This is a genomic window from Streptomyces sp. ISL-99, from assembly GCF_018614005.1.
GTDB lineage: Bacteria > Actinomycetota > Actinomycetes > Streptomycetales > Streptomycetaceae > Streptomyces > Streptomyces flavidovirens.
The window spans coordinates 13674-36727 of the sequence record NZ_JAGGPC010000005.1 but is presented as its reverse complement, the minus strand read 5'-3'; the positions used below and the strand labels follow the sequence as shown (position 1 = coordinate 36727).

The 23054-nt window shown below is 71.1% G+C and carries 22 protein-coding genes; 9 read left to right on the top strand and 13 right to left on the bottom strand.

Annotation, left to right across the window (positions count from 1 at the left end):
- Positions 1 to 25: 25 nt before the first annotated feature.
- The gene (locus J7E91_RS02840; protein ID WP_308375980.1) at positions 26 to 385 is read left to right on the top strand and encodes a hypothetical protein; all 360 of its coding nucleotides are present in this window, start codon (positions 26 to 28) and stop codon (positions 383 to 385) included.
- A 16-nt stretch (positions 386 to 401) separates the two neighbouring features.
- Here the strand turns inward: J7E91_RS02840 and J7E91_RS02835 are convergent, their stop codons facing one another.
- Positions 402 to 893 carry a DUF2000 domain-containing protein gene (locus J7E91_RS02835; protein ID WP_251015093.1) on the bottom strand — a complete coding sequence of 164 codons (492 nt, stop codon included), beginning with the start codon at positions 891 to 893 and terminating at the stop codon, positions 402 to 404.
- A 49-nt stretch (positions 894 to 942) separates the two neighbouring features.
- On the opposite strand from J7E91_RS02835, the gene J7E91_RS02830 reads away from it, so the two are divergent.
- Positions 943 to 1809: an AraC family ligand binding domain-containing protein gene (locus J7E91_RS02830; protein WP_374224605.1), complete on the top strand. Its 867-nt coding sequence runs from the start codon at positions 943 to 945 to the stop codon at positions 1807 to 1809.
- Here the strand turns inward: J7E91_RS02830 and rox are convergent.
- Entirely contained in the window at positions 1777 to 3210 is a 1434-nt protein-coding gene (rox, locus tag J7E91_RS02825; protein ID WP_214899004.1) for a rifampin monooxygenase, read from the bottom strand. The genes J7E91_RS02830 and rox overlap by 33 nt on opposite strands.
- Before the next feature lie 225 nt (positions 3211 to 3435).
- Complete coding sequence (locus J7E91_RS02820) at positions 3436 to 4404, bottom strand: DUF4331 family protein (RefSeq protein WP_214898833.1); 969 nt, start codon at positions 4402 to 4404, stop codon at positions 3436 to 3438.
- A 146-nt stretch (positions 4405 to 4550) separates the two neighbouring features.
- Here J7E91_RS02820 and J7E91_RS35620 point away from each other — a divergent pair, with 146 nt between their 5' ends.
- From J7E91_RS35620 to J7E91_RS02810, 3 genes are all read left to right on the top strand, one after another.
- A complete protein-coding gene (locus J7E91_RS35620; RefSeq protein ID WP_251015092.1) occupies positions 4551 to 4952 on the top strand; it encodes a hypothetical protein in 402 nt (133 codons plus the stop codon).
- Positions 4949 to 5335 carry a glycoside hydrolase family 16 protein gene (locus J7E91_RS35615; protein WP_308375978.1) on the top strand — a complete coding sequence of 129 codons (387 nt, stop codon included), beginning with the start codon at positions 4949 to 4951 and terminating at the stop codon, positions 5333 to 5335. The genes J7E91_RS35620 and J7E91_RS35615 overlap by 4 nt, the downstream gene beginning before the upstream one ends.
- 92 nt (positions 5336 to 5427) lie before the next feature.
- A complete protein-coding gene (locus tag J7E91_RS02810; RefSeq protein ID WP_214898832.1) occupies positions 5428 to 5811 on the top strand; it encodes a hypothetical protein in 384 nt (127 codons plus the stop codon).
- Here J7E91_RS02810 and J7E91_RS02805 read toward each other — a convergent pair.
- Positions 5798 to 7291, bottom strand: a complete 1494-nt coding sequence (locus tag J7E91_RS02805) for a UDP-N-acetylmuramoyl-L-alanyl-D-glutamate--2,6-diaminopimelate ligase (protein ID WP_214898831.1) — start codon at positions 7289 to 7291, stop codon at positions 5798 to 5800. The two genes, J7E91_RS02810 and J7E91_RS02805, sit on opposite strands and share 14 nt — an antisense overlap.
- Positions 7292 to 7708: 417 nt before the next feature.
- Here J7E91_RS02805 and J7E91_RS02800 point away from each other — a divergent pair, with 417 nt between their 5' ends.
- Positions 7709 to 8797 carry a magnesium and cobalt transport protein CorA gene (locus J7E91_RS02800; RefSeq protein ID WP_214898830.1) on the top strand — a complete coding sequence of 363 codons (1089 nt, stop codon included), beginning with the start codon at positions 7709 to 7711 and terminating at the stop codon, positions 8795 to 8797.
- Here the strand turns inward: J7E91_RS02800 and J7E91_RS02795 are convergent.
- Together J7E91_RS02795 and J7E91_RS02790 are read right to left on the bottom strand one after the other, a co-directional pair.
- Positions 8792 to 10444, bottom strand: coding sequence for an amidohydrolase (locus J7E91_RS02795; RefSeq protein WP_214898829.1), 1653 nt, complete (start codon positions 10442 to 10444; stop codon positions 8792 to 8794). The genes J7E91_RS02800 and J7E91_RS02795 overlap by 6 nt on opposite strands.
- A 53-nt stretch (positions 10445 to 10497) precedes the next feature.
- Complete coding sequence (locus J7E91_RS02790; RefSeq protein WP_251015089.1) at positions 10498 to 11889, bottom strand: cytosine permease; 1392 nt, start codon at positions 11887 to 11889, stop codon at positions 10498 to 10500.
- 143 nt (positions 11890 to 12032) lie between these two features.
- Between J7E91_RS02790 and J7E91_RS02785 the strand changes: the two genes are divergently transcribed.
- Positions 12033 to 12641 carry a TetR/AcrR family transcriptional regulator gene (locus J7E91_RS02785; RefSeq protein ID WP_214898828.1) on the top strand — a complete coding sequence of 203 codons (609 nt, stop codon included), beginning with the start codon at positions 12033 to 12035 and terminating at the stop codon, positions 12639 to 12641.
- Positions 12642 to 12658: 17 nt separating this feature from the next.
- Here J7E91_RS02785 and J7E91_RS02780 read toward each other — a convergent pair whose 3' ends face one another.
- The 7 genes from J7E91_RS02780 to J7E91_RS02750 form a co-directional block, all read right to left on the bottom strand.
- Positions 12659 to 13327, bottom strand: a complete 669-nt coding sequence (locus tag J7E91_RS02780; RefSeq protein WP_214898826.1) for a response regulator transcription factor — start codon at positions 13325 to 13327, stop codon at positions 12659 to 12661.
- Positions 13324 to 14652, bottom strand: a complete 1329-nt coding sequence (locus J7E91_RS02775; RefSeq protein ID WP_214898824.1) for a sensor histidine kinase — start codon at positions 14650 to 14652, stop codon at positions 13324 to 13326. Before J7E91_RS02775 ends, J7E91_RS02780 begins: the two co-directional genes overlap by 4 nt.
- A gap of 25 nt (positions 14653 to 14677) precedes the next feature.
- On the bottom strand, positions 14678 to 15844 hold the full coding sequence (locus tag J7E91_RS02770; RefSeq protein ID WP_214898823.1) for an acyltransferase: 1167 nt from the start codon (positions 15842 to 15844) through the stop codon (positions 14678 to 14680).
- Entirely contained in the window at positions 15837 to 16829 is a 993-nt protein-coding gene (locus tag J7E91_RS02765; protein WP_374224604.1) for an alpha/beta hydrolase, read from the bottom strand. The genes J7E91_RS02770 and J7E91_RS02765 overlap by 8 nt, the downstream gene beginning before the upstream one ends.
- Before the next feature lie 118 nt (positions 16830 to 16947).
- Positions 16948 to 18495, bottom strand: a complete 1548-nt coding sequence (locus tag J7E91_RS02760) for an MFS transporter (protein WP_214898822.1) — start codon at positions 18493 to 18495, stop codon at positions 16948 to 16950.
- Positions 18496 to 18628: 133 nt separating this feature from the next.
- Positions 18629 to 19813 carry a GDSL-type esterase/lipase family protein gene (locus J7E91_RS02755; protein WP_214898821.1) on the bottom strand — a complete coding sequence of 395 codons (1185 nt, stop codon included), beginning with the start codon at positions 19811 to 19813 and terminating at the stop codon, positions 18629 to 18631.
- Between the two features lie 89 nt (positions 19814 to 19902).
- Positions 19903 to 20472, bottom strand: coding sequence for a TetR/AcrR family transcriptional regulator (locus J7E91_RS02750; RefSeq protein ID WP_214898820.1), 570 nt, complete (start codon positions 20470 to 20472; stop codon positions 19903 to 19905).
- 384 nt (positions 20473 to 20856) lie between these two features.
- On the opposite strand from J7E91_RS02750, the gene J7E91_RS02745 reads away from it, so the two are divergent.
- Together J7E91_RS02745 and J7E91_RS02740 are read left to right on the top strand one after the other, a co-directional pair.
- Positions 20857 to 21108 carry a hypothetical protein gene (locus J7E91_RS02745; protein WP_214898818.1) on the top strand — a complete coding sequence of 84 codons (252 nt, stop codon included), beginning with the start codon at positions 20857 to 20859 and terminating at the stop codon, positions 21106 to 21108.
- A gap of 137 nt (positions 21109 to 21245) precedes the next feature.
- On the top strand, positions 21246 to 23039 hold the full coding sequence (locus tag J7E91_RS02740) for an ABC transporter ATP-binding protein (RefSeq protein ID WP_214898998.1): 1794 nt from the start codon (positions 21246 to 21248) through the stop codon (positions 23037 to 23039).
- Positions 23040 to 23054: the final 15 nt, after the last annotated feature.

Below are 23054 nucleotides of genomic sequence, written 5' to 3'. Positions count from 1 at the left end.
CGGGGCAGTCGGGCATCATCCCCCGGTGAGCATCGTGGTCAAGTTCTTCGCAGCGCCGGATGACACGTCAGCGGCTCTGGCGCTTCCGACCGGGCCGGTGCGTGCGTTCGAATCGCTCTCCTTCGGCAACTTCGATCCCGAGGAGGCTGTCGTCGAGTGGGAATGCCTTCTTGCCGGCGGCCGCTTCGAGGAACTCGTCGAGGCGCATCGACACGGAGACCGCCCACGCGATCGTGGCGGATCTGGCCGCGCTCGTCGGCAACGTGAGAGGCCAGGACCGGGGTGTCTACTGCTGGGTCGCGTAGGAACGCGCTCGGACGAGTGTGCGGGCAACCGCCTACGGCCGTCGGCGGAAGCGGTCGACGGCCGTAGGTACGGTCTCTGAGGTAAGGCGGCGTTGCTCAGGGGTGCATGCGTGCGCCCCTGAGGACCTTGTCCACCGCGTTGCGCGGCCCGTAGACGGCCATCCCCGCCAGATCGAGCCGGTCTTTGCCCACAGTTCGTACCGCGGCCCGGTTGTCCCGGTCGTTGCCCGTGCCGAACAGATCCGACGTGAACACGGCCCTCGGCAGCGAGCGGGACAGCGCACGCGTGTGCGCGGCGGTCAACGTCTCCTTCGTCCCCTGGAAGACCAGCACGGGCTGGCGGAACATCGGCAGATACTCGGTGTCGTCGGCGTCCGCGTACGGTTCGCCGATCACCTCGGGTGACGCGGTACCGAGCCCGCTGACCAGGAAGGCCGTCACATTGAGCCGCTGCCAGGGCTCAAGGTCGTCGCGCAGCAGGACAGCGATCTTGGTGTCGAAGCGGACAGGCACGTCCTCATCCCGCGCCCCGGTCCCGGAGCCGGCTCCAACGCCCACTTGGGCCTCGGTTTCATTCTCGGTTCTCATGCTTTGAGACTGCGGGGTGCACGCCTTCTCCGTCTTGTACGTTCTTTGCGTGACGCCCCGGCAGGAGATCTCCGCCTGGCGCCCGCCGGTCGCGGGTGTCGTGGAGGTCTTCCACGCCCACTTCATCGAGCACGCGTACCCCATGCACGTCCACGACGCCTGGACTTTGCTGATTGTCGACGAGGGCGCGGTTCGCTACGACCTGGACCGCCACGAGCACGGCACACCGCACGACACCGTGAGCCTGCTCCCGCCGCAGGTCCCGCACAACGGCGCACCTGCCACCCCCCAGGGCTTTCGTAAACGCGTGCTCTACCTCGACATGAGCCAGCTGGACGAGCGTTTCATCGGGCCGGCGGTGGACGGTCCGGACCTCACCGACCCCCTGCTGCGCAGACGCGTCGGACAGCTGCACACGGTCCTCGGGAACCGGGGGGAGGAGTTCGAGGCCGAGAGCCGCCTGGCCCTCATCGCCGAGCGATTGCGCAAGCACTTGCGCCCCAGCCCCGCCTTCGGCTGCCCTGCGCCCGACCGCAGCGTCGCCCGGAACCTGCGCGATCTCCTCGACGAACGACTGGTCGAAGGCATCACCTTGGACGAGGCCGCGCGCCTGCTCCATGCCCACCCCGCGCATCTCGTACTACTGCTCGCCGGACATCCGCCGGGCGAGGTGGCGGCCGCTGCAGGCTTCTACGACCACCAAGGCCGTCAGTCCCTAGCCGTGGTGGTGGTGCCTGAGCCAGGACACGCTGTTGGAACTGGCCAGCTGCTCGTAGGTCAGCTGGTGGAGGGCGATGGTCCGGCCGGTGACCCGGGTGAGGATGGTGGCGATGTCGCCGTAGTTCAGCGCTTGCGGTCCAAGGGTCGGGCCACAACCGGGTGCTCAGGCGGCGGCAGCGCCGAACCACTTGGGTAGGCGGCTGAGCAGATCCTGCTGGTCTTCACCGACCCACGCCACGTGCCCGTCCGGCCGCAGCAGCGCCGCGGGCGCGTCCAGTTCCTCGCTGACGTCGACGACGTGGTCGACCCGGTCTGCCCAGCCCGCCACCGAGAGCCGGCCGGTCTGGTCGAGCAGTAGTCCACGGCCGGCGTGCATCCGCTTGTAGAGGCGACCCTGTTTCAGCTTCACGTCCCGCATTCGCCGGCCGAGCAGTTCGTGGCCCTCGCCGAAGTCGTAGCGGACCCCGACCGCGGTGATGATCCCGGTCACGTACTCGTTCACCTCCTCGAAGTCCATCAGCTTCGAGAACAGCTCCCGCAGCGCGGTCGCACCCGGATCGGTCCCCAGCAGCGTGATCTGCGCGCGGGTGTTGTCCAGCACACGGGCGCCCACCGGGTGCCGTTCGGTGTGGTAGCTGTCCAGCAGCCCCTCCGGCGCCCAGTCGTTGACCTCGGCGGCCAGTTTCCAGCCGAGGTTGAACGCGTCCTGCACGCCGAGGTTGAGCCCCTGCCCGCCGGTCGGCGGGTGGATGTGCGCCGCGTCGCCGGCCAGCAGCACCCGGCCGACCCGGTAGCGCTCGGCCTGCCGGGTGGCGTCGCCGAACCGGGACAGCCAGCGTGGCGAGTGCACGCCGAAGTCGGTGCCCGCGAAGGCCCGCAGCTGCTGCTTGAATTCCTCGAGGGTCGGCGCGGTCGTACGGTCCTCGGACACCCCGTCGGCGGGCACGATGATGCGGTACACCCCGTCCCCCTGGGGGATCGCGCCGAACCGCAGTTGGGTCTTGCGGACTTCCTCGACGACGGCGGCAACCGTCGCCGGGTCCTCGGTCATCTCCATGTCGCCCAGCAGCGTCTCGACTGTGGCCGGCTCGCCGGGGAAACCGACGCCGAGCCGCTTGCGCACCACACTGCGGCCGCCGTCGCACCCGACGAGGTAGCGCGAGCGCAGGCGCGTGCCGTCCGCCAGCTCGACGGTCACCCCGGCCCCGTCGTCGTCCTGGCTCAGCCCGACCACTTCGCAGCCGCGCCGGATCTCGGCACCGAGTTCGAGGGCACGCTCGTTGAGCAGGCGCTCGGTGACCGGCTGCGGGTTGGCGAGGCCGTACGGGTGAGCCGTGTCCAACCGGTCCGGCCAGGGCTTGACGATGCCGCCGAAGAGACTGCCGACCTGGAACTTCTCACTGACCGCGAGGAACCGGTCGAGCAGGCCGCGCTGGTCCATCATCTCGACGCTGCGCGCGTGCAGGCCCTGCCCCCGGGACTCCTTGGTCGGCTCGGTCAACCTCTCCAGCACGACCACATGCACACCGTGCAGCCGCAACTCGCCCGCCAGCATCAAGCCGGTCGGCCCACCGCCGACCACGATCACGTCAATCACGTCAATCACGAAGATCCCCCAACCCATACGTCAGCAAAAGCCCATGAACTTCGCGAATCTGTAATTTCCGCAGGTTCTGGCCTTGGCCGGCCATTCTGCGGTACGACCCGGGCCTTGCCGCAAGCCCCCCGGTGCGCTATATGTTGAGAGTGGCAAGGAGTGGGTAACCTCCTTGCCTTTGCCTTTGTCGTCCGCTGTGGACGGACAAGCCTTACGGCGATACAACTAGCCGGTTGCCGGGTCGGGGTGCGGCGTACCGAGGTAGGGGAAGTCCAGGAACAGGTCGGTGTGCGGGCCGATGTGGTCGCCGGCGACCTTTCCGCCCGAGATCATCGCCAGCCGGGTGGACGTGACGTCGTCGGTGAGGGACCGGCCGTTGGGGTAGCGGGCGGGCTGGTTCCGGTCGAAGCGCAGGATGTCCGGCAGGACGGTGCGCAGGATCTCCTGCGCGGCGTGCGCGTCGTAGCCGCCGGTGTGCCGGAGCACCTCCGTCCACGGACGGCTGTACGTGGCCCAGTCGTCGGCGGGCTCCCCTTCGTTGTACGTCTCCTTCGTCTCGTCGGCGTTGAAGTACGCCGTCAGTGACGGGTGCGCGCCGCGGTCGACCGACTTCAGCCGGCCGTCCTGCCGCACGCTCACCCGCGCCCACACCCCGATGACCGGGTCGGGGCAGAGCTCGTCGCTCGGGATCTCCAGCACGATGCCGAGGACGTTCTTGTCGGCCCCCCAGTCCACACCGGTCCACTGGAAGTCCTTGAGGATGCCGTCCAGGTCCGCGAAGAAGGGGTCGCTGCGCAGACCCGCGGAGAAGAGGTACGGGCCCTCCTCGGCCACGTGGGGGTCACGGCCGAGGGCCACCGGCACGTCGGTGAAGATCTGCTGGCCGCCGGGCTCCTGACTGCGGGCCTGGGCGCCTGTCGCCCAGTACACAGTCGCGGTCTGCCGCCCGTCGACCGCCGGGGAGAAGATGAAGCTGAACGCCGCGTCGGCCTGGTCGTCACCATCCATGTCGACATCGATGCGGTAGACCGCGTCCGGGTGGAACGCCGCACCGGCGGCCGGAGCGAGCGGGTGGACGTTCATGATCAGGACGGTGCGCCCGCCCGGCACCGTGAACGCGAACAGGTCCGTCAGATCCAGGCGCGCATCGTCCATGGGCGACCGCAGATTCGGCCCGCTGAGGTGATGAGACATGTCACCCACCCTCAGCCCCGTGCCCCCGCCACGCACGGTGGCGCCCGCCATCCGTGGGCCCCGGCCGGTGTACGGCGGAGCCCGGCCCCCGTACGGTGTGGGGCGCACCGTCCGGAACAGGTATCGGTATCTGGAGGACCGGGCCCATGACCGTACACACGCACCGGCGCCCACGGCGCCGTCTCCTGCCGGCCGCCCTGGCCCTGGCTCTGGCCTCGGTTTCCTTCCTGTTCGCGTGGCTCATGCCCGCGTCCGGCGCCGCCGCGCCCTCGCAGGACGCCTGCCGGACCGTCGGCGACAGCATGCCGCGCGGTGACTGCGGGCCGTTCCGGCAGGTCTTCGCGGAGGACTTCAACGGGGACGTGGTGCCGCTCGGCTCCTTCAGCGACTGCGACCACCACGCCGACACGAAGGACGCGTACTGCGGCGGCCTGCGAGGAACGTACCGGGACGACTGGTGGGCGTACCCGAGCAGTTGGCAGGACACCGCGACGTCCGGCGCCGACGGCAGACGTACGGGAAGTTCAGCGAGCGCTTCCGGGTGGTGAAGGCCGCGCCGGGCTACAAGTCGGCGCACCTCTGGTACGGCAACGGCTGCGAGATCGACTACCCGGAGCAGAACTGGACCGACACGATCACGGCGTTCACGCACCCGTGCGACGGCGGGCAGCAGGACATGTTCGCCACCGGCGCCCGCTGGACGGACTGGCACACCACGTCCGTCGAGTGGACGCCGGACGAGATCCGCTACTACCTGGACGGCGTGCTCATCGGATCGAGCACGCGCGGCGTGCCGTCCGAGCCGCTGTCCTGGGTGCTGCAGAACGAGAGCGCGCTGTACGGTCCGCCGGCCGCGCCGGGTTCGTCGGCGCAGCTCGACATCACGTGGGTCGCCGCGTATGTGTACGAGGGCGAGCCGCAGGGGAGCTGAGTCAGCTCATGGGTGACGTCAACGCGCCCCATTGCCAGTCGACTTGCGCAGCTCTACGCTCGCACGATCCCTCCCATGAACAACGTTCACATATGGGGAACCAGCGGAACGACCACGAGTGGGCGCCGCCACGTACCACCGGGGGCGGCGTCGTGCGCACGCATCCCGTACGGGACGCCGCCTCCGCGCCCACGGGCCTGAAGGCGACGGTCAAGCACGCGAACGGCATCCACTTCACCTGGACCGACCACGCCGCCGACGAGGAGGCACAGCTGCTGGAGATCAGGCCGGCGGGCAGCCCCGCATTCCGGCCGGCGGCGGTGCTCGGCCACGGTGTCGATTCCTTCGGCCTGATCACCCTCCCCGACGAGAAGAAGGCGTCCTACCGGATCCGCGCCATCGCGTACGGCGAGCAGTCCAACGCCGTACGCCTGAAAACCGGTGTGAGGCCCACGTCTTCGGCTACGCCCCGCTGAGTTCGCGCACGGTCGCCATGTCGCTGAACGGGATCAGTCGCTCACCGACGATCTGGTACGGCTCGCTGCCCTTCCCCGCGACCAGCACGATGTCGTCGGGCCCGGCGGCAGACAGCGCGTACGCGATGGCACTGCGGCGGTCGGCGTACCGCTCGAACGGTGTGCCGGTCACCTGGAGACCCGGGGTGATCTGGTCCAGGATCTCCTCAGGATTCTCGTTCCTGGGGTTGTCCGAGGTGAGGACGCACAGGTCGGAGTGCGTCCCGGCGATCTCACCCATCTCGGCACGCTTGGTGATGTCACGGTCGCCGCCGCAGCCGAAGACGGTGACGATCCGGCCCGAGGCGAAGCCGCGGATGGTGGTGAGGACCTTGTCCAGCGAGTCCGGGGAGTGCGCGTAGTCCACGATCACGGACGTGCCGGACGGCGTCCGGTACCGCTCGAAGCGGCCCGGGGCCGTCGGCATCCGGTCCAGTGCGGCGACCAGCCCCGCCAGGTCGTGGCCCAGCACGTGGCAGGCGGCGACCGTGGCCAGCGCGTTGGCGACCGAGAACCGGCCGGGCACGGGAATCGCCGCCGGGTACTTGCGTCCCTCGTGGTGGAGGGTGAACCGCGTGCCCTGGCTGTCCATGCTGAGGTCGGTGGCCCGGTAGTCCGCCTCGGTGTCCAGGGCGTACGTCGTCACCGCGCCCGGCATCATCGCCACGATCGAGGCGCCCACCGCGTCGTCCACGTTGACGACCGCCCGCCGGCAGAGCCCTTCGAACAGGCGCAGTTTGGCGTCCCGGTAGTTCTCCATGGTGCCGTGGTCGTCCAGGTGGTCCTGGCTGAGATTGGTGAAGATGCCGACGTCGATGAACGAGTCGTCCACCCGGTGCGTCAGCAGCCCCATCGACGTCGCTTCCAGGACCACGGTGGAGACCTCACGGTCCCGCATGCGCCCCAGCAGGTACTGGAAGTCCGGCGACTCCGGTGTCGTCAGCACCGACCTCGGCATGGGGATCACCTCGTCCCCGATCCGGCTGCCGCCCGTCCCGATGACGCCCACCTCCGCGCCCTCGGCGATCCGCAGCAGGGACTCGACCATGTACGAGACGGACGTCTTCCCGTTGGTGCCGGTGACGGCCACCATGTCCATGGCCCGCCCGGGCTCACGGTAGTAACGGGAAGCAACGGCCGCGGCTGCCTTCCTGACGTCCGGCACGCGTACGACGCAGGCATCCGCGGCGGCCGCGGAAACCGACGCGGGCAAGTCCTGGCCCGTACCCCCGGCACCCTGGACGAGCACCGCCACCGCGCCGCGCGCGATCGCGGGGCCGACCGCCTCGGAGCCGCCACCCTCGTGCCCGGGCACCGCGATGAACAGGGAACCGGGCGATGCCCGGTGGGCGTCGAAGCAGGTGCCCGCGGTGATCGTCGTCTCCGGATCTCCCGCGAGGACCTCGTGGTCATGGCCGGCCAGCAACTCGCTCAACTTCACAGGGGTCCTCTCGGGGGGGTACGGCGACGGCCGGTCGTCCGGCGTCGGCAAAGGCGGCGACCAGGGCTGGGAGGCCGCCCTGATCGCGGAGTTATGACAACGGCACGCAGAAACGAAAAAGGGCAACGAGGGCAAAGAGGGGGAAAGCGCTACGCCTGCCGAACAGAGAGAGCCGGATCAGGAACCGGCGGGCAGCATCCGGGCTCTTGCCGGTTGCCGGGAAGGGGAATCGCTAGCCGTGGCGCTGCAGGGCCCGGCACAGGGCGTGAGGAGGCCGGCTCAGGCACTCCCCCACTCCGTATGTGCTGCGACTCATGCTCTGGAGTGTACGGCCCCGGGGACGGCCCGCAGACCCCTGTGAAGGGGAGCCGGTGGCCCGGTGGCACACTGGCCGCCGATTCGCCGAAGGAGCACTCCATGCCGTTGATCCGCACTCTCAGCCGGGCGGTTCGCCGCGCCTACCGCCCGAACGTGGATCTGAGCCACCCCACCCGGTCGCCGCTCGGCAGCTCGGTCGTCAACTGCGTGGTGTACGAGGACGGCACGCGCCGGCCCGGTGACTGTCCGGCCAAGGAGGCGCTCGCGCGGGTCCGCAAGGCCGGGCAGGGCTTCGTCTGGATCGGGCTGCACGAGCCGTCCGAGGAGGAGTTCGCAGGTCTCGCCGCCCTGTTCGGGCTCCATCCGCTGGCCGTGGAGGACGCCGTACAGGCGCATCAGCGGCCGAAGGTGGAGCGGTACGACGACGTGCTCTTCGCCGTCTTCAAGACCGTCCACTACGTCGAGCACGCCGAGGTGACCGCCACCAGCGAGATCGTGGACACCGGCGACCTGATGGTCTTCACGGGCCCCGACTTCGTCATCACGGTCCGGCACGGCGGGCGCGGCTCGCTCGGGCCGCTCCGTGAGGTCCTGGAGTCGGCGCCCGAGCGGCTGGCCATGGGCCCGGCCGCCGTGCTGCACGCCGTCGCGGACCACGTCCTCGACGAGTACCTCGTGGTGGCCGAGGCCGTACAGAACGACATAGACGCGGTCGAGAGCGCCGTGTTCAGCGAGCCGGCGGGGCGCGGCGACGCCGGCCGGATCTACCAGCTCAAGCGTGAACTCCTCGAACTGAAGCGGGCCGTGGCGCCGCTGGCCCGGCCGCTCCAGCTGCTGGCGACGGAGTCGATGCCGAGCGTCGGTCCGGAGATCCGGGCGTACTTCCGCGACGTCGCCGGGCATCTGGCCAGGACGGCCGAGCAGATCGCCGCCTTCGAGGGGCTGCTCGACTCGATCCTCCAGGCCCATCTGGCGCAGGTGACGATCACGCAGAACGAGGACATGCGCAAGATCACCTCGTGGGCGGCGATCGTCGCCGTGCCCACCATGATCTGCGGTGTCTACGGCATGAACTTCGACCACATGCCCGAACTGCGCTGGACGTACGGCTACCCCCTCGCCCTCGCCGGCATGGCCTGCGCCTGCTTCGCCATCCACCGGGCCTTCCGCCGCAACGGCTGGCTATGACGCCGTGACGACGATTTCGCCGCCCACCACGACCGTCTCCGCGACGGTGCCGGGGATGTCCTCGGGCGCTAGCTCAAGGATGTCGCGGGAGAGGACCACGAAGTCGGCGAGCTTGCCGACGGTCAGCGAACCCCGTTCATGCTCAAGGAAGTTCGCGTACGCCGAGCCCATGGTGTAGCCGTGCACGGCGGTTTCCACGTCGACCGTCTCGCCGGGCATCCACGGCTCGCCACCACCGAGCGGGCGGCGGGTCACGGCGGTGTAGATGCCCACCATCGGGTCCATCTCGGCGACGTTCCAGTCGCTGGAGAAGGCGAGCACCGCGCCGGCCTCGTGGAGACTGCGCATCGGCCACGCCTTGTGCCAGCGGTCCTCACCGACGTTCCGCGCCCAGTCCTTGCCGGGCCCGGCGATCTCGGGGGCGCTGTGGCGAGGCTGCATGCAGGCGACGACGCCGAGCTCCTTGAAGCGCGGGGTGTCCTCGGGGTCGAGGCATTCGACATGGACGACCTGGTGGCGGGCGTCGCGCGGGCCGTTGGCGCTGCGGGCCCGCTCGACGGCGTCGAGGACGGTACGGATGCCCCGGTCGCCGGTGGCGTGAACGAAGCACTGGAAGCCGCGCGCGTCCAGCCGGGTCAGCAGCTCGGCGAACTCCTCGGGCGGGTAGAAGGTGTCGCCCCGGTGGTCGCCGCAGCCGGTGTAGGGCTCCAGGAGTGCGGCGGTGCGGGGCTCGACGACGTCGTCGATGTAGAGCTTGAGCGGGCCGACGTTCAGCCGGTCGTCGTCGTACTTCCGTGCCGCTGCGGCGAAGTCGCCAAGGTCGGCGTCGGTGGTGCCGCGCGGGTGGAAGAGGGCCACGACGATCCGGGAGCGCAGCCGCCGCTCGGCGCGGGCCCGCTCGTACAGGGCGAGGTCGTCGAGGGAGTTCTGCGGCTCGACGACGGTCGTGATGCCGTACGCGATCGCGTCGTCGAGGCTCTGGGCGAGGCGCCCGTACTGCCGGTCGGGCGAGGCCCACGGAACGCCGAGCGCCCGCAGGGCGCGGTGGCCGTCGCGGGAGAGTCCCTTGACGGCGAAGTCCTTGATGAATCCGGTGGGTTCGCCGGTCTCCGGATCGGTCTCGGCCTCACCGAAGGACAGGTCCGTACGGCTCTTGTCGATGCCGAGCCGGCGCATGGCCGCCGTGTTGAGCCAGGCGGTGTGCACGTCGTAGCTGAGGACGAAGGCGGGGGTGTCGCCGGTGACGGGGTCGAGGTCCTCGGCGCGCGGCATCCGGCCGTCCGGGATCGCCGAGTAGTCGAAGGCCTCGGCCTCGATCCACTCGGCGCCGGGGTGGGCGGTGTGCCAGGCGCGGATGCGCTCGTGGATGCCGGTGAGGGTACGGACGCCGGCGAGCTGGACGCAGGCATGGTCGGAGCCGAGCCGGACGTGGTTGTGGGCGTCGATGAAGCCGGGCAGCACGAGGCGGCCGCCCGCGTCGACGATCTCGGTGTCCGGTCCGGTCCACCGCGCTGCTCCGGAGTCGGCGCCGAGCCAGGCGATACGCCCGTCGCGTACGGCGAGTGCCTGGGCCTCGGGCAGCCGGGGGTCGACGGTGTGGATGCGGGCGTTGACGAGGACCAGGTCGGCCGGGGTGGTGCGGGTCATGAGGGATGCGCTCCTGTGCCTGCGGTACGGGTGGTACCGGTGAGACGAGTGATTCAGCGGGTGGAACGGATGGGCGTACGGGCGGTCAGCGCCCAGTACGTGAGCGCGGAGACGACCGAGCCGAGGAGCGTGAGGTCGGCGCCGCCGAGTGGTGCGACCAGGGGGCCGGTCCACAGTTCGGAGTCGCAGGTGAGGCCGGCGAAGACGATGCCGGTGAGGAGGGCGGCCATGCCCGCCGGGTGGTAGCCGGCCCGGTACCCGTACGCGCCGCCTGGTCCGGCGTGCAGGGCCTGGGCGTCGTAACGGCAGCGGCGCAGCAGCATGTCGGTGAGGAAGACCCCGCTCCACGGCGCGAAGACGATGATCAGCAGGGAGAGGAAGGACAGCAGCGACTCGGTGAAGTCGGCGAAGAAGAGGGCCCAGAGAGAGCCGGCGGCGGTGACGGCGGCGCTGATGAGGATGGCCCGCGACCGGCTCCAGGGGATGCCGAGCACCTGGAGGTTCAGGCTGGAGGAGTAGAGGGTGATGATCGAGTTGGTGACAGAGCCGAGGAGCACCAGGGCCAGGAAGACCGGCTGGAACCAGCCGGGCAGGAGCTTCTCGGTGCCCGCCACCGCGTCGGTCATGTCGGTCTGGGTCGCGGCGGCGACACCGGCGACACCGAGCGCCACCGAGGAGAGGAAGCCGCCGAGGGCCCCGCTCCAGGTGATGGAGCGCAGCGTCGTGGTCCTGGGGAGATAGCGGGTGTAGTCGGCGGGCATCGGGACGTACGAGAAGGGGCTGGACAGCATGACGACGAAGGCCAGGCTCCAGCCGGCCGCACCGGGGCCGACGGCGGGGACGGTGGTGTCGGCGCCGGGCAGGACGAAGACGAGCAGCGCGGCGAAGCCGGCGGCCAGGGCGTAGGCCATCCAGCGTTCGGCGAACTGCACGGTGGCGTGGCCCCACATGGCGACCGCGAAGGTCAGGGTGAGGGTGATCAGGAGGGCGAGGGCGCGGGCGGTGTCACCTCCCTGCCAGCCGATTTCGGCGAAGAAGACTTCGAGGGCGAGCGTGCCGACGACCGTGTTGACGATGGTGTAGCCGATGCTGACGATCCAGTTGAGCACTCCGGCGGGCCAGTTGCCGCGCGTACCGAAGGCGGCACGGGAGATCACGAGGGTGGCCGTCCCGGTACGGATGCCGCTGAGGCCCGCCGCGCTGATGACGAAGAAGGCCAGGCCACCGACGACCACGACGGCGGTCGCCTGCCAGAAGGACAGGCCGAAGGCGACGGCGAGCGCGCCGTTGATGACGTAGGTGAAGGTCAGGTTCGAGCCGAACCAGAGCCAGAAGAGGTCCTTGGCGCTGCCGTGCCGCTCCTCGTCCGGGATCGGGTCGATGCCATGGGTCTCGACCCGGAACACCTCGTCGCTCCGCTGCTGCTCCGCCATGTGCATCGCCATGCCACTCCCGCCAGATCTTGAATGCCGTTCTAATAGTTAGAACGGCATTCAAGATGCGGTTCCGCTCCCCCACCCGTCAAGACCCCGGCGCGAATCCGCGGCTAAGGTCGTGGCATCGGGTACGGACGGTGGAGGCGAAACCGGTGGCAGGAGCGGCGCGACGGCGCGACGGGCACATCGCCCAGGAGCGGATGCTCGAAGAGGCCATGGCGGTCATCGCCGAGCACGGCCTCGCCGCGCTCACCATGTCGGCACTGGCCGAGCGGCTGGACACCAGCGGCGGCCACATCCTGTACTACTTCGGCAGCAAGGACCGGCTGCTGCTTGAGGCGCTGCGCTGGAGCGAGACCGAACTCACCGGGGAACGCCGGGCGCTGCTGGGCCGCCCGACGACGGCGGAGCGCAAGCTCGACCAGTTCCTGGAGCTGTATCTGCCGCGCGGGCCGCGCGACCCGCGCTGGATGCTCTGGATCGAGCTGTGGGCCCGTACGCCGGCGAACGAAGACCTGCGCCAGGCCCAGGAGGCCATGGACCGGGCGTGGCAGGAGGACCTGGAGGCGCTGCTCACCAAGGGCGTGGCACGGTCGCGCTTCGCGCCGATGGACATACCGGCGCACGCCTCCGAACTGCTGGCGCTGCTGGACGGGCTGAGCACGCGGGTCGTACTGGGCCAGCGGGGCGGCGACCGGCGCCAGGCCCTGACGGCGGCGCGATCGGCCGCGGGCCGGCTGATTCCCCGGACAGGCCGGTAGCCGGGTGGCCCGGTGGTTCAGTATCCGGCCGGGCGCACCAGTCCCGTCTCGTACGCGAAGACCGCGGCCTGGGTCCGGTCGCGCAGGCCCAGCTTGACCAGGATCCGGCTCACGTGGGTCTTCACGGTCTGCTCCGCCACCACCAGCCGCGTGGCGATCTCCGCGTTCGACAGGCCCTGCGCGATCAGGGACAGCACCTCGGTCTCGCGTTCCGTCAGGTCGCCGACGCGGTCCTTGAGCGGGGCGCGGGGCGCGTCGGTCAGCCGGGAGAACTCGGCTATCAGGCGCTTGGTGATGTTCGGGGCGAGCAGGGCGTCACCGGCCGCCACCACCCGCACGGCCTGTGCGAGTTCGGCGGCCGAGGCGTCCTTCAGGAGGAACCCGGAGGCGCCCGCGCGCAGCGCCTCGTACACGTACTCGTCCAGGTCGAAGGTGGTCAGGACGAGGACCTTGACGGTGGCGCCGGCCGGTTCGGTGATGCGGCGGGTCGCGTCGATGCCGCCGAGCACGGGCATCCGGATGTCCATCAGGACGACGTCCGGGCCGAGTTCGGCGACCTTGGCGACGGCGTCGAGGCCGTCCACGGCCTGGCCGACGACCTCGATGCCGGGTTCGGCGTTGAGCAGTACCGTGAAGCCCTGGCGGACCATCATCTGGTCGTCGGCGATCAGCACGCGGATGGTCATGGACTGCCCTCCAGGGGAAGCGTCGCCAGTACTTCGTAACCGCCTTCGGGCAGCGGCCCGTTGGCGAACTCACCGCCCAGCATGGTGGTGCGTTCCCGCATGCCGAGCAGGCCGTGGCCCGCGTTCCGCGAGGGCGCGGCGGCCACGTCCGGCGCGGTGTTGGTGACCCGTACGGTGAGACCGGCCGCGTGGTACCCGATCTCCACCCGCGCCTCCCCTCCGGGCGCGTGCCGCATCACGTTGCTGAGCGCCTCCTGCACGATACGGAACGCCGAAAGCTCGACGCCGGGCGGCAGCGGCTGGGGCTCTCCGGTGGTCCGGGTGGTCACGGTGAGCCCGGCGCCGCGCACATTGTCGACCAGTTCGTCCAGCCGGTCGAGGGTGGGCTGCGGGGCGTGCCGCGCCGCCTTCGACAGGGCGTCCTCGGAGCGCAGTACGCCGAGTACGCGGCGCAGTTCGGTGAGTGCCTCGACGGCGTTCTCCCGTATGCCTGCGAGGCTTTCCTTCAGTTCGTCGGACGGGTTCTCGACCAGGTGCGGGGCGACCTGCGCCTGGATGGAGATGACCGACATGTGGTGGGCGACGACGTCGTGCAGTTCGCGGGCGATCCGGTTGCGCTCCTCCAGGAGAGTGCGCCGGGACCGCTCCTCGGCGGTGAGCTCCTCCTGTACGACGAGCTGGGTACGGGCCACCTGGCGGCCGCGCAGCGCGGCGCCGACCACCACCGCCACGGTGAGAATCCCGGCGGCGGGGCCGATCCCGGTGAGGGGGGCCTGCTCGACCAGCATGCCGCAGGCGACTCCCGTCAGGACACTGACCGCCAGCGCCTCGAACGCGGCGCGGGGGCGCAGCCGCAGCGCCAGCAGGAACAGCACGCCGGCCTGCGCGGCGACCCCGGCGCCGGTCCAGGGGAACAGCAGGTCGTGGGCGACCCGATTCCCTGGTCCGGCACCGGTCCAGGGGTACATCGGGCTGTCAGGGACCTGGTTCCCTGAGACGCCCGCGACGACGACCATGACGGCCGTCGCCACCCACCACGCCGGCACCGGCCGGAACGCGGCGACGACAAGCGCCACCGACTGGGCCCCGCCGAGCAGGACGGCGTACCTCGTGCCCACCCCGTGGCCCCAGTCGAAGGCGAGATCGTTCACGCTGTACAGGGTGAGGGCTGCCGCGCACAGCACCAGCGCCAGCACGATGACCGGCTGCCAGATGATCCAGCCGGGCCGTCTGTCGCGCGGCAGCGGGGTCGTGGCCCCGGTCCACAGGTCCTCGCGCAGGTTGCGTGGCACTGCCCGCACCGCCGCCACCAGCCGCTTCGTCATGCCCTCCCCCTTCACAAGATCCACCCTAGGCGCGCGGCACCGCCGCCTCCCGGCCGGGATGCCCTTCGCGTACGACCCGGCTGCCGCTCGTGCGCGGCCGCCCCTGTTCGTACGTATGGAAGGCGGCCCAGCACACGAACAGCGCGGCCACGAACACCGGCAGCCAGGCCAGCCGGGCGAGGATCCAGCCGGAGCCGTCCGGGACGGTGTGCAGGCCGGGAAGCGCGCCGCCCGCGAGCAGGCCGGTCGCGGTGACCGCCATCATCGCGGTCTGGTGCCAGAGGAAAACGGTCATCGCGGACAGGTTGACCAGCGCCACCGCCGCCCAGGCGGCGGGCCGTCGCAGCGCCCGTCGCAGCGGGCCGAGCAGCAGCAGTGCCGCGCCGCACTGGGCGAGGCCGAAGGTGACGGCTGCGAGAGTGGGCGGGTTGAGGTTGGAGATTCCGGCGCCGGGCACGCCGACCATGGACGCCGGGTAGCCGGCGAACAGGACGAGGAGCGCGGTGGCGGCCGCGCCCCCGGCCAGCAGCACCCGGCCGGTCGTACGGCTCCGCAGGCCGCCGCGGGCCCAGGCCGCACCCAGGCAGTACGGGACCAGCCAGCCGGCCGCCACATTGATCCAGCCGAGCCAGGCGGGACCGCCCAGGCCGAACCGGGCCAGGTCGATGTGCAGTACGACGGCGAGCGGCCACAGCGGATGCAGCTTCGCCACCAGGGGGGTCGCCGCCGTCAGCGCCGCGAAGACCAGCAGGAACCAGAGCGGGGACAGCACCAGCTTCAGCAGCGCGCGTACGGTCTCCACCCCCGCCCCGGAGGCGAGCATCACGCCCGCCGCCACGGCCCACACCACCAGCACGGCGACGACCGGCCGGCTCAGCCGGGCCGTCCGGGCGCCGAGCCACTGCCCGTACGTGGCGCCCCGGGCGCGGCCGGCGGCGTAACTCTTCGCCCCCACCAGCCCGCCCACCAGGAAGAAGACCGCCAGGGTCTGGAACATCCAGGAGGCGGGGGCGAGTTGGGGCATGTACTGGAGCGGGCTTGCGGCGCGCACCGTGCCGCTGTCCGCGACCAGGGCGGTCACCAGCCAGTGGCCGAGGACCACGCCGAGGACGGCGAGGGCGCGCAGCGCGTCGACGGCGCGGTCACGGCCCGGCGGGGTCGCGGAGTCGATCCGGCGGACGAGGTCACGCACGGCTGCCCTCCCCGGCGTCGTGAGGGGTCCGGCCCGAGACGATCCGGGCGATGTTCTCCAGGGATGCGGAACCGGGCTTCAGGTAGTCGCTGTGGCCGCCGTCGCCCGCCGCGAAGATCCGGGCGCCGAACTCCGGCGACAGTGGATCAGGCCCCAACCCGACTGTCGTGAAAGGGAGTTGGAGTCGCGCGTGCGGTACTTCGGCGATCCAGTCACCGGCGCCCCGGCCGGCCCAGACAGTGGCGCGGCTGCGCAGCCCGGCGGCGGTGTCGGCGCCGGTGCCGGGACTGCCGTACAGGACGATGTCCGCGACTTCCAGGCCGTGCGCGGCCCGGCCGCAGACCACGGCGCCGTAGGAGTGGCAGAGGAGTGAGGTACGGGCGGTGGGCTTTGCCGCCGCCAGCTCCGCCACGAACCGGCGCAGTGCGGGGGCGGCGTCGTCGGCGCGGCCGGGGGTCAGCACCTCGGGGCTCACCGTGCCCGGAGTCCGGTATCCGAGCCAGGCGACGACGGCGGACCCGCCGCCCAGCCCCCGCTGGAGCGCCGCGGCGCCGGCCCGGAGGCGTCCGTACCGGTCGAGGCTGGTGTCCGACCCCGGGACCAGCACGGCGATCCGCTCGGCGCGGGACAGGTCGCCGAAGACCTCGGCGGTGCGGCCGCCGTCGCGGCCGTCGAAGGAGAGGAAGTGGCGCGCCGGGTCAGCCATGGCGCGCAGCGCGGCTGCCCGTTTCCGGTCGCCGTGTCCGGCGGCCGTCCGCTCGGCGGCGAGGATGCGGTCCCGGCCGGCGGCGTACCGCTCGGCGAGGGCCGCCGGGGTCGCTGTCCGCAGCGGGGCGAGGGCGGCCGGGACGGGCGCCGGAACAGCCGAGGGGCGGGCCGCACCCGACACCGGCACGGCCACCGAGGCGATGACGAGTGCGGCGATCAAGGTGCGGCGCGGGCGGGGCGACATGGCGGGTGGGGGTCCTTCCGTACCGGATGTCATGCGTGCTTCCGGTACGGAAGTTATGGATCACGCCTTGTGGTCGGCGTCCCACCAGGGAGTGCACCTTGCGCGTAGCTCTGAAGTACTACGAGTAGGGGGTGCGTGCTGCCGCGCGCCGTCAGTGCGCGTTCTCGGTCGGGCGGAGGTCCTTGGGGATCTTCGCCCAGGTGAGCGCCGCCGCCGCGAGGGGCAGCACCGCGGCGAGCAGGAAGGTCGGCGTCATGCCCGCGGTGAAGGCCTCGGAGACCTTTTCGAGCAGTGCGGCCCCGGCCGGGCCGCCGGTCTGTCCGGCCAGGTGCGCGGCCTCGCCCACGGAGTCGCGTACGGCCGCCGTCTGTGCGCCGTCCAGGCCGAGTTCGGGCAGGTGGGCCCGGTACAGGGCGGAGGCGACGCTGCCCAGGATGGCGACGCCCATCGCCGCGCCGAGTTCGTAGCAGGTCTCCTCGATGGCGGCGGCGCCGCTGACGTCGCGCGCCGGGGCGGAGGCCATCAGGGTCACCGAGGCGACCGTGGTGGCGATGCCGACGCCGCAGCCGAGTACGGCCAGCGCGAAGGCGACGGACGGGTAGCCGAGGGCGCCGGTCTGCTGGAAGATCCAGGGCAGCGCGAGGCCCGCGGTCATCATCAGCAGGCCGCCGCCGAGTATGTGGCGGATCGGGAGCCGGTGCATCAGGGCAGGGGTCACCAGCGAGGTGACGACCAGCCCGAGGGGCGCGGGAAGCAGCCGGATGCCGGCCTCCAGCGGGGTGTAGCCCTCGCCGTACTGGAACCACTGGGTGATCAGGAACAGCGCCGAGCCCAGCGCGATCATCCCGAGGAAGATCGCTGCGGCGGCGATGCTGAACGAACGGCTCGCGAACAGCCGTACCCGCAACAACGGTTGGGCAAGCCTCAACTGGCGGCGTACGAACACGGTCAGCGCGACCGCGGCCAGGGCCAGCAGCGTCCAGGCGACCGGGTCGGCGGGGCCGCCCTTGCCGAGCTGCTTGATGCCGCCCGCGAGGGCAAGCATGCCGACGACCGACTGGCCAACGCCCCACCAGTCCCAGCGGCCCTCCCGTGGCTGACGCGATTCGGGCAGCAGCCACAGGCCGAAGGCGATGACGGCCAGCGCGACGGGCACGTTGAGCAGGAACGCGGACTGCCAGCCGTTCTTCTCGACGAGCAGACCGCCCACGACCGGGCCGAGCGCCATGCCGCCGCCGAAGACCGCGGCCCAGACGGCGTACGCGAGGGCGCGCTCACGGGCGTCGGTGAAGACGTGCCGCAGGATCGACAGGGTCGACGGCATGATGGCCGCGCCGCCGACGCCGAGCAGCGCGCGGGCGGCGATGACCTGCCACGGTGCGGTGGCGAACACGGCGATCAGCGAGGCGAGCGCGAAGACGCCGAAGCCGATGAGCAGCATGCGCTTGCGTCCCCAGCGGTCGCCGAGCGCGCCGGCCGTGACCAGCACACCGGACAGGGCGAGCGCGTACACGTCGATGATCCACAGCTGCTGCACGGAGCTGGGCTGCAGGTCGGCGACGAGGGAGGGGAAGGCGACGTTGAGGATCGTGGTGTCCATCGCGATCAGCAGCAGGCTGCCGGAGAGGATCGTGAGAACGGCCCAGCGCCGGGGATCGAGCTGAGCCCGGGTGTCTTGCCGGGCGGGGGCGGGGTGCATTGGGGTCCTGTTCGGGTCGTGCCGCGGGTGCCTGGTGACACCGTACGGTCTCGCTTGAGACACCAGTGTCTCAAACAAGACGGCAATGCGCACATCCATTACCCGAGAGCACCCCTGCACCCGCTTCGAGGCTTCAGGCGCTGCGATCCGTGAAGGCGCCGTTGGTGGTGAAGGCCAGCTTGGCGAATCGTTCGCCGATACGGCGGTGGGTGGCGGCGTCCGGGTGGAGCTCGTCGGGCAGCGGCAGCTCGGCGGAGTCGGCCTCACCGTAGAGGTCACGGCCGTCGAGGTAGTACAGGTTCGGGTCCTCGGCCGCCCGCTGCTCCACGATCCGGGCCAGTTCCTCGCGGACCATGCCCAGAGCCAGCTTCCCGCTCGCCCGCTCCGCCGGATCGCCCGCGGCCCGGAACCGGAGTTGGCCCCTGCTGAGGGCGGCGAAGTCCGGGACGCTGGGGCCGGGCGTCTCCTCGTGGATGGGACACAGGATGGGCGAGACGACCAGCAGCGGTGCGGTGGGGTGGCCTTCGCGGATGGTGTCGAGGAAGCCATGGACGGCGGGGGTGAACGCGCGCAGGCGCATCAGGTCGGTGTTGACCAGGTTGATGCCGATCTTGATGCTGATCAGGTCGGCGGGGGTGTCCCGAAGGGCGCGGGCGGTGAACGGGTCGAGCAGGGCGCTGCCGCCCAGGCCCAGGTTGATCAGTTCCACGCCGCCGAGGGAGGCGGCCAGTGCGGGCCAGGTGGTGGTGGGGCCGGCGGCGTCGGAGCCGTGGCTGATCGAACTGCCGTGGTGCAGCCACACCTTGCGGCCCCGGTCCGGTGCGGGCTCGATGGGGGCGTTGGTGCGCAGCTCGACCAGTTCGGTGGTCTCGTTGTGCGGCAGCCAGATCTCGACGTCCTTTTCGCCGTCGGGCAGTTCGGTGAAGCGGAGGGTGCCGGCCGGGCCGGGCCGGTGCGTGGCGGAGCCGGTCGTCATGTCGATGGTCAGGGTGTTGCCGCCGGTCACGCCGGCCCGGCCGGCCAGGCGGCCGTCGACGAGCAGGTCGTACACGCCGTCCGGGCGGGGCGGGGCACCCACGTAGACGCGCTTGGTGGGCAGCGTGTCCAGTTCGACGGCCGTGGCGCGGGTGCGGAAGACCAGTCGTACGCCGGAGGGCTGGGCCTCGGCCATGGCCAGTTGTCCGTCCGCGCACTGGGCGCGGGCCCGGGCGGGCAGCCGGTGCGGCAGCACACCGTGCGCGGTGCGCTCCAGGTCGAGGGCGCCGCGCAGGAGTTCCGCGGTGATGGGCGTGGTGATCCAGTGGTGCGTGGTGTCCATTGCCTCAGCCTGTTGATCGAAATGGTGGGATTGCTCTGATCCGCCAATACGCCGCATACGCCGCCCGTCGACGGCCTCGGGCTGGCTGGTCAGGGCGCGGGCCAGTTCCGCAGCAGGGCGTCGAGGGCGTCGAGGATCCGTGTCCACGTTTCCTGCGAATCGGGGGCGCTGTGGCTGAAGCCTCCGCCCATCTCCAGGCTGACGTAGCCGTGGAAAACACTGCCCAGCATCCGCACCGCGTGGGTCTGGTCCGGCTCCGTCAGGTCGTAGCCGCGCAGGATCGCCCGCGTCATCTGCGCGTGCCGCCCGCCGGCGCCGGCGGCCGCCGCCTCCGGATCGAGCCTGAGCTGGGCTGCGGCGTAGCGGCCGGGATGCTCGCGGGCGTAGTCGCGGTAGACGTTCGCGAAGGCGGTCAGGGCGTCCTTGCCGGCCCGCCCGGCCAGAGCGGCCGCGCCCCGGTCGGCGAGTTCCTCCAGGGCGAGCAGGGCGATCCTGGTCCTGAGGTCCTGGGAGTTCTTCAGGTGCGAGTACAGACTCGCGACCTTGACATCGAACCGCCGGGCGAGCGCCGAGACGGTCACCTGGCCGAAGCCGACCTCGTCGGCCAGCTCCGCCCCTGCCTGTGCCAGGCGTTCCGGGGTCAGTCCTATGCGTACCATGCCCGTCCTCTCATTCGGCGTAACCGATTACGCATTTGCCTAATAGCTTTAGGCAAATGGCGACAGGTGTCCGCAATCGCCTGATCGGGTGCCCGGCCTCTTCCGGGTGATCGAACGCCGCATAACAGCCGGGCATCCCGGACGCCGACCGGCAGCGGGCGCCGCAATCGAATCTCCGCGCGAGAGTTCGCCCGGCGCCTCCCGTTACGCCCCCTTGATCAGGTGCGTTGTCCGACCGCCAGTCCGCGTGCACTGCGATCCAGGAGGAACCATGCATCCCGTACCCGCTACCGTCTGTGCCGTCGGCGGACATTTCGCGTTCGAGTACGGCCCCACCCCGCGCATCCGGCGCATGCGCCCGGTTGACGCGATGGACACCCTCGCGTGACCGGGCGCCGCACGAGCGTCGTCCACCGGGGCCCGGAGGACGAGCGCCGTATCCGCTTCCCTTTCACCGCCCGGCGCCGGCGCGGTGAGCCGTACAACCGGGAGCACCGCAAGCACACGGCCCTGGTGTGGGCCGAGCCCGGCAATCCTCCGCCGGACCGCCATCCGTACGCGAAGGACGTCCTGAGCCAGTTCGGTGTCGCCGGCCCGTCGTACGTCAGCACCGCCCACCCGAGGAGGCCACGTTGAGCAGCACCGCACGCGGCAACAGCGACGGCACCGGTCCCGGCTCGCCCGAGGCCGTGATCCCCGCTCAGCAGCACGACAGGCCTCAGCCGCCCCCGCCGCCCGAACTCAGCTACAACGGGCGCGCCCACGGCAACGCCATGCAGGGCGCCACGCTGTGGGAAATGGCGCGGCGCATCCCAGGAGCGCTCGGCCAGACCTTCCGGCTCGCCTGGTCGGTGGACCGGCGCATGGTCGTCACCGTTCTGGTCTGCCAGTTGCTGTCCGGGATCGGTACGGCTGTGATGCTCACCGCGGTCGCCAGGGCCATGGGGCCGCTCTTCGGATCCGTCGACGCCAGGGCCGGGCTTCACGAGGCGCGCCCGGCGCTGATCGTCGCGGCCGTCGCGCTGGCGGCGGGAGCGCTGTCGTGGATCCTGGCCGACTGGGCGACGCGCCGCCTCAACCCCCAGGTGGCGTCCGCGGCCGATATGACGATGGTGGACCTGCACATGAAGGTCGAGCTGTCGACGTACGACCAGGAGGGTTTCACCGACCGGAGCCAGGCCGCCGAGATCGGTGCGCTGCGGGCCGCCGACATCGCGGAGGACGCCAAGACGCTGACGAACGGCTTCGTGCAGCTCGTCTCCGCCGCCTCCGTGCTCACTGTTCTGCACCCGCTTCTGCTCGTGGTGCTCATGCTGTCGGTCGTCCCGCGCGGTCTTGGCGGCGTGATCGCCGCCCGTATCGACTACCGCGTGTTCGACGCGTCGGTCTCCGCCCGCAACGTGCGGGGGATGATGCGCTGGTATCTGACGACGCCAACGCTCGCGGACGAGCTGCGTGCCAACACCATGCGCCCCTACCTGCACTTCTGGTACCGCACGATGTGCGACCGCATCGAGGGCAAGGCGCTCGCGGCAGCGCCGCAGTACCTCCGCGTCAACCTGGCCGCCGCGACGCTGAGCGGCGTATTCATCGTGGGCATGTGGGCCTCGCTCGCCGGGCTGGTGCTGTCGGGGCAGATGGGGCTCGCCATCGCCGGCACGGCGATCGTGGCCTCGCAGACTGCGGGCCGGGCGCTCAACTCGATCGTCAGGTACGGGGCGGCCATGTTCCACCACGGTCTCTATCTCGACGACTATCACCAGTTCCTCGCGCAGGCCCGCGAGACGACCACCCGGCGCGGCAGCGTCACCGTGCGGGCTCCGGCGGAAATCCGGCTCGACGAGGCGTCGTTCACCTACCCGAAGAAGACCGCGCCGGCGCTGCACCCCGTGTCGCTCACCCTCCGCCGGGGAGAGGTGGTCGCGCTGGTCGGGGAGAACGGCGCCGGCAAGTCCACGCTCGTACGCCTGCTGACCGGGCTCACTGTGCCCACCGGCGGCCGTGTGCTGTGGGACGGCACCGATCTGGCCGCGGCGGACGCCGAATCGGTGTGGGGTCACATCGGGCTCGTACCCCAGACGAACGGGCACTGGCCGCTCGCGGTGAGGGAGAACATCACGCTCGGCCAGCCCCGCCGGCACGGCGACGAGCTGGTCTGGGAGGCCGCCGAGCGGGTCGGCATGAGCGAGGCGGTGGCCGAATTCCCGGACGGGATGGACACGTTGCTCGCCCGGTCGCTGTGGGGCGGCCACGAACTGTCCGGCGGGCAGTGGCAGCGGCTCGCGTGCGCGCGTGCCCTGTACCGGCGGCCGGGCTTCCTCATCCTCGACGAGCCCACGAGCGAGATGGACGCCCGCGGTGAACACCAGATCTTCAACGCGCTGCGGGAGATGGCACCGGACCGCATCACCCTCGTCGTCACCCACCGGCTGGAGAACGTCCGCATGGCGGACCGGATCCTCGTACTCGACAAGGGCCGCATCCGGGAGGAAGGCAGCTTCGATCAGCTGGTGCGCGCCGAAGGAGGCCTGTTCTCGGAGCTGTACGCCCTGTCCCAGGACCGCTGAGCCCACTCGGCCCCG